Below are 5,833 nucleotides of genomic sequence, written 5' to 3'. Positions count from 1 at the left end.
CGTCGCCACCGGGACCCCGGCCGGCATCTGGACGATCGACAGCAGCGAGTCCTGGCCGTTCAGGGCCGAGCTCTTGACGGGCACCCCGATCACGGGCAACGGCGTCAACGAGGCCACCATGCCCGGGAGGTGGGCCGCGCCACCGGCGCCGGCGACGATCACCCGAAGGTCACGCTCGACGGCCGTCTGCGCGTACTCGTACAGGCGGTCCGGGGTGCGGTGCGCCGAGACGATGGTCATCTCGTAGGGTACCTCGAGATGGGCGAGCATCTCGGCCGCGCCCCGCATGACGGACAGGTCCGAATCGCTGCCCATGATGATTCCCACGACGGGTTCGTTCACTTCGGGTCCTCCGCGGTGATCCGTACGAGTTGGCGCACACGCTCCGCCTTGGTGCGCGCGCGTTCGAGATCGGTGTCGACCACGGTCACGTGGCCCATCTTGCGGTGGGGCTTGGTGACGGCCTTGCCGTACAAGTGCACGCAGACGCCGGGGATCGCCAGGGCGGACTCGAGGCCCTCGATCACGGGAGGCCCCGTCGCTCCCGGTGCGCCCAGCAGATTGATCATCGCGGCGGGGCGCTCGAGTTCGGTCGAGCCGAGCGGCAGGCCCAGGACCGCGCGGACGTGCTGTTCGAACTGATCGGTGACACAGGTCTCGATCGTGTGGTGACCGGAGTTGTGCGTGCGCGGCGCGACCTCGTTCACCAGCAGACTTCCGTTCTCGGCCCAGAACATCTCCACGCCGAACACGCCCACGCCGTCGAGGGCCTCGACCGTGTCGATGGCGACCCGGTTGGCTTCCTCGACCACGGTCCCGGGCACCGCCGCGGGCGCGAGCAGCATCTCCAGGACGTTCTCGCCCGGCCGGAAGGCCATCTCGACGGGGGGGTAGACGCGGGTGTCACCGTCACGGCCGCGCACGACGAGCACCCCGAGCTCCTTGCGCGCGGGGACGAAGCGTTCGATCAGCGACGGCACGGGCAGGTGCTCCGCGAAGGCCGACGCGTCTCGCATGACGACCACACCGCGGCCGTCGTAGCCACCGCGTCGGGCCTTCTGCACCAGCGGGTATCCGAAGCGTTCGAACTGTTCGGGCGTCGCGGCGTCCACGGCCTCGAATGCGGCGGTCGGGATGCCCGCGTCGTGCAGTCGCCGTTTCTGGTGCAGCTTGTCCTGGATCGAGCGCAACAGGTCGGGCGCGGGGACGATACGGGTTCCACGCGTCTCGAGTTCGATCAGCGCTTCGGCGTCGATGTCCTCGAGGTCGAAGGTGAGCACGTCGCTGGCCGCGGCCAGTTCGGCCAGGCGCGAGGGGTCGTGGAAGTTCCCCACGATCTGGCGATCGGCCATCTGACCGGCAGGGGCGTCGGGCGTGGGGTCGAGAACCAGGCAGGTGCAGCCCAGGCGTTTGGCGGCCGGGATCATCATGCGGGCCAGTTGGCCGCCGCCGACGAACCCGAGGCGGGCCACGGGATAGGAGTGCGCGTCGGTCATGGTGCCTTCGACCCTCGGAAGCGGTGGAGTCGTCATTGTCGCGGATCCGGACGGGAATCGCCACGGCGACCTGAGTCGGCACCGGCACCCCGATCCGCCCGTGTCGGCCTTCCCGACACGCATGTCGGACATCCCCACACGGATCCGGTGCCCCGAGGGCCGCCTCGGGATCTCGGGACTATGCAACGAACTGCGATGAAACCACTTACAGATTTCTGTGAACTTGGGCACAGCTGATGCCGTGGCGGGTGGACGGAAGCGCCCTTCGGGCGTCCGACCACCAACCGTCCTTCGCGAAAGGAAGGTCGCCATGTTGTTCGATCCCTCCAATCCCGATGCCTTCTGGCTCGACGTGACGAACGCAGCCCTCGGCGTCTTCTGCTTCGTCTGCATCGCCGCCATCGGCTGGGGTGTGTGGCAGGACCTGTCGGTGCGCTGGCGGCAGCGGTCCATCCACGTGGTCCGCGATCTCGATCCCCATGCCCACTACGACCCGATGCTCGGGCCGAGCATGGCCGACGGTGGTGAGCCGGTCGATCGCTCGACGAACGGCGACGAGCCGGAGCACTCGAAGCAGGAACGCGACACCTGAGTCCGTCGGGGGTCGTGATCTCTCGACGGGAGGTCCGCCATGCGTTGTCCGTTCCTGCGCGAGGCCACCGCGCTCTTCTGCGACGTGGAACCCACGCACATGCTTCCGGTCGCCCCCGACGCGGTCGATTCCTCGTGTCCGTGCGCGGGACCCTCGGAACGCCCGTGTCCCTTCGTTCGCAGCGGGGACATCGACCACGTGGAGCGCGACGCGCGTGGCCGCTGCACGAGGCTGCACGAGCGACGTGTCCTTGCCTGCGACGCCGCCGCCCGGCGGGAGTACGTGCCTTATGTCCAGGGTCTGCTCTCACGCTGTCAGAGTGACGGCTACCGCTATTGTCCTCTCTTCCTCGCGCGGGAGTCGCCCGCGGCCCGTCTGCGGGACGTCGCGGTCGAGGTCGAGGATCTCGTCGTGGCCACCGATCGCTCGTACAGCCCGAACCACTGGTGGGTCGACGAGAGCGAACTGGGAACCTGCGTGCTCGGCGTCGACGACCTGTTGCGCTTCGTGCTCCCCCGTCTCGACGTGGTGCACTTCGTCTCGCGGCCGGGGATCGACCGGCCGCACGTGGTCCTCGCGGGGGGCGACGTCCACGTCGAACTCGAACTCCCGATCCGCGTCGAGATCCTCGGCCGCAATGTGCACGCCCGCCGTGAACCGGCATCGGTGCTCCGGGATCCCTACGGCGCGGGATGGTTGTTCGAGGTGCGCAGCCTGCAACCGCGCGAGCGCCTGTCGGCCACGAAGGGGTTCGTGGCGGGAGACGCCGCACCGGCCTGGATGGCCTCCGAACGCCGTCGCCTCGAGGAGTTCGCGCGCGAGCACGCCGACGACGACCCGCACGTGGCCGGCTTCCCGGGATCGCTGGCCGCGGCCGACGGAGGGCGCAGCGCTCCCGGTCTGCTCGGGCGCCTGGCACCCGTCGAACAGGCCCGTCTCGAACACGAGTTCCTGCGTTGGAGGATCCAGGAGGTGCAGTCGTGAAGCGTTTGGGTGGATCTCTTCCCTGGGTCGTCGGCATCGCCACCGGTCTGGCGCTCGGTTGGTGGGGCTACGCGGCGCTCGTCTTCGAGGAACGAGTGCCGGCCGTTCCCTTCTCCCACGCCGTCCACACCGGCGAGGCCGTCGGAATGACCTGCGACGACTGCCATCGCACGAGCAACGTGCGGGCGATCTCCCTGCCGACCGTGGACGACTGCACGGCTTGCCACATGGACTTCCCCGGGATCGATCGTGATCTCGAAGAACTGCTCGCGCTCGACGACCCCTGGCCCTCGAGCCTCGAGCAGCCCGAGGGGGTGCGTTTCTCCCACGCCCAGCACGTCGACCTGGCCGGCATGGAGTGTTCGGCGTGCCACGGCGATCACGGCAGCGCCACGTCCGCCCGGAGCGTCGCGGTCAATCGTATCAGCGGATACCCGCGCGCCCTGTGGGGCCGCGACGGGGTGGGGCCGGTCGAAGGCGCCCACGCCATGGAGATGAGCGACTGCGTCGACTGCCACGATCAGCGTGGCGTCGTGCAGTCGTGCCTGGACTGTCACCGGTGAAGGGCCGAGCGAGGAGGCCGACGATGAATCCGGACGTCACGCGTCGCACGGTGCTCAAGTGGATGGGAGGCATCGCCGCGGGGATCGTGCTCTCTCCCGCTCCCTACGCGTTGGTCGACGACCTGACCATCGCCACGCAGACCCGGGGGCGTTCGGTTCCCCTGCCGACAGGAGCTCGTGGCCGCGTGCGGACGCGATGCAGTGCGTGCCCCCGTGGCTGTTCGATCGAACTGCACACCGTCGGCGGACGGCCCTACCTGGCCGTTCCCGCGACGGCCGGCGCGTGCTCCTGCGCGCTGCGTCCGGCCGTGCACCATCTGGCTTCGTCGCCCGGACGCCTGGACACGGCGCGGCTCCACGGTCGGACCACCGACTCCCACGAGGGCCTGGAGGTCGCCGCGTCGTGGCTCGAGGACGCCGTGGGGAAGGGGGCGTCGATCGGGGTCATCGACCTGTCGGGTCGTCCCGCCATCGCCACGCCCTCGGCGTCGCTCGTCGCGAGGGTTCCCGGTGCGGTCCGGATCGAGACCCGGGCGCACTGGCTGGACGACCTCGCGGCACGAGTCGGCCTCGATCCGGATCTCGAGCTGTCGATCGACCCCCGCTCCGTCGACGACGCGCTCTGGCTGTGGCCGGGGCGGTCGATCGGCCCGGCCCGCGCGATCGAGCGCGGCGAGGATCCGCGGGCGGTCGTGGACCGTCTGCGCGCGGCGGGCGTTCGAGCGGTGCTGCTCGGCGAGGACGGAGTCGGAGCGCGGCCCGACGACGCGGTGCTCTCGTCCCTCGCACGGATCGACGTGGACCTCGGTGCGATCGGATCGGGGCGTCCGATCCCCGTGCGGCGACGCGTCGCGCCCCCGGCGAACGTGCCGACGGTCGCGCTCGGCGATGTCGACGAGGGGTCCTTCGATCTGCTCGTGATCGACGCTTCGCGCGTGGCGGGCGCGGTGCCGTGGCGGCGGATGGCGAGCCTGCTCAGGTCCGGTAGGGGCCGGTCGATCGTCTTCGCGCCGACGCCGGGGCCCGCCATGCGGCACGGCGACCTGGTCCTGCCCGCGTCGGCTCCGCTCGAGATCGAGGAAGGCGTCGGAGGGGAACGGTTCGGCGACGCGGCGCGGATCGCGCTGTCGACTCCGGTGCTCGAGCGACCGCGATCCTGTGTGGATCTGCACGACCTCACCCGGCGGGTGGATTCCCGGACACCGTGTGGTGCCGATGCCCTCGCCGCGGCGCTCGTCGAGGGCGGGTACGGGAGGCTGCGCGACCCGGAGGATCGGACACTCCGGGTGGCCGGTCTCGGCGCCGGGACCGTCGCCACCGAGCTCCGTCGCGGTGCGGTCTGGGAGGGCGAAGGGGCCGCGGCCGGTCCGGTGCTCCGTCCCGCGCCCACGGCGGCCGTCGTCGACGACGAGAGCCCGCGGCTCGTCCTCGAGGGGGCCATGGTCGTCGCGGCCGGCGAGCGCGTGCCCGACGTATTGTCGAAGGTCGCCCGTGAACAGCCACTGTTGCCGCGCGGGGGGCGTGCCCGCGCGCATCCGGAGGATCTCGCCGACTGGGGGATCGTCGAGGGTGCGCGGTGCCGGCTCCGGACATCGGCCGGTCGGCTCGATGTCGTCGTGTTCGCGGACGCTGCCGTCCGGCGTGGCCACGTGCTCGCCGGCTGCGGGTTCGGCCCCGAGTCCTTCGGGGACCCGGAGCGGGCGCCGGAGCCGACCGCACTCGAAGTCCTGGACCTCGATCCGCGGAGCGAGGCTCCTCCCGTGATCCACGCCCTGGAGGTGTCGTGATGGAAGCACGTCGTCACCGCTACACCCTGCTGATCGACCTGGATCGATGCGACGGATGTGGAGCGTGTTCGGTCGCCTGCGCGATCGAGAACAACTGTGCCGTTCCGCCGGCCGAGGCGGGCCCACGCAAGTCCATCCTGCCCCTGCGCGTCGATCGTGTCGTGCACCAGCAGGGTGGTGAGGTCGACGAGGTCTTCGTGCCGATCATGTGTCAGCACTGTCAGCACCACACCCCCTGCGCGATGGTCTGCCCGCAGACCGCCGTCGATCTGGATCCCGAGACCGGGGTGGTGTCGCAGGTGGTCGACCGCTGTCTCGGATGCCGTTACTGCATGGCCGCGTGCCCCTACCACGCGCGCAGCTTCAACTGGTGGCGGCCGGAGTGGGACACGAGCCTGGCCCGGCACCTCG

The 5,833-nt window shown here is 70.5% G+C and carries 7 protein-coding genes; 5 read left to right on the top strand and 2 right to left on the bottom strand.

Features of this window, described 5'->3' with window-relative positions; all coding sequences use genetic code 11:
- A partial coding sequence (purE, locus tag VKA86_13900) for a 5-(carboxyamino)imidazole ribonucleotide mutase (protein ID HKK72303.1) occupies positions 1-315 on the bottom strand: 315 nt, incomplete at its 3' end.
- A gap of 23 nt (positions 316-338) precedes the next feature.
- A complete protein-coding gene (locus tag VKA86_13895) occupies positions 339-1,496 on the bottom strand; it encodes a 5-(carboxyamino)imidazole ribonucleotide synthase (GenBank protein HKK72302.1) in 1,158 nt (385 codons plus the stop codon).
- 310 nt (positions 1,497-1,806) lie between these two features.
- Between VKA86_13895 and VKA86_13890 the strand changes: the two genes are divergently transcribed.
- From VKA86_13890 to VKA86_13870, 5 genes are all read left to right on the top strand, one after another.
- The gene (locus VKA86_13890) at positions 1,807-2,088 is read left to right on the top strand and encodes a hypothetical protein (GenBank protein ID HKK72301.1); all 282 of its coding nucleotides are present in this window, start codon (positions 1,807-1,809) and stop codon (positions 2,086-2,088) included.
- Between the two features lie 39 nt (positions 2,089-2,127).
- Positions 2,128-3,072 carry a hypothetical protein gene (locus VKA86_13885; protein HKK72300.1) on the top strand — a complete coding sequence of 315 codons (945 nt, stop codon included), beginning with the start codon at positions 2,128-2,130 and terminating at the stop codon, positions 3,070-3,072.
- Positions 3,069-3,635, top strand: a complete 567-nt coding sequence (locus tag VKA86_13880; GenBank protein HKK72299.1) for a cytochrome c3 family protein — start codon at positions 3,069-3,071, stop codon at positions 3,633-3,635. The genes VKA86_13885 and VKA86_13880 overlap by 4 nt, the downstream gene beginning before the upstream one ends.
- 23 nt (positions 3,636-3,658) lie before the next feature.
- Positions 3,659-5,422 carry a hypothetical protein gene (locus VKA86_13875; protein HKK72298.1) on the top strand — a complete coding sequence of 588 codons (1,764 nt, stop codon included), beginning with the start codon at positions 3,659-3,661 and terminating at the stop codon, positions 5,420-5,422.
- The coding region (locus VKA86_13870; protein HKK72297.1) for a 4Fe-4S dicluster domain-containing protein at positions 5,422-5,833 on the top strand (412 nt) is incomplete at its 3' end. The genes VKA86_13875 and VKA86_13870, both read left to right, overlap by 1 nt.

The organism is Candidatus Krumholzibacteriia bacterium (assembly GCA_035268685.1).
Taxonomy (GTDB): domain Bacteria; phylum Krumholzibacteriota; class Krumholzibacteriia; order JAJRXK01; family JAJRXK01; genus JAJRXK01.
The sequence above is the reverse complement of the archived record's forward strand: the minus strand, read 5'-3'. Positions and strand labels throughout refer to the sequence as shown.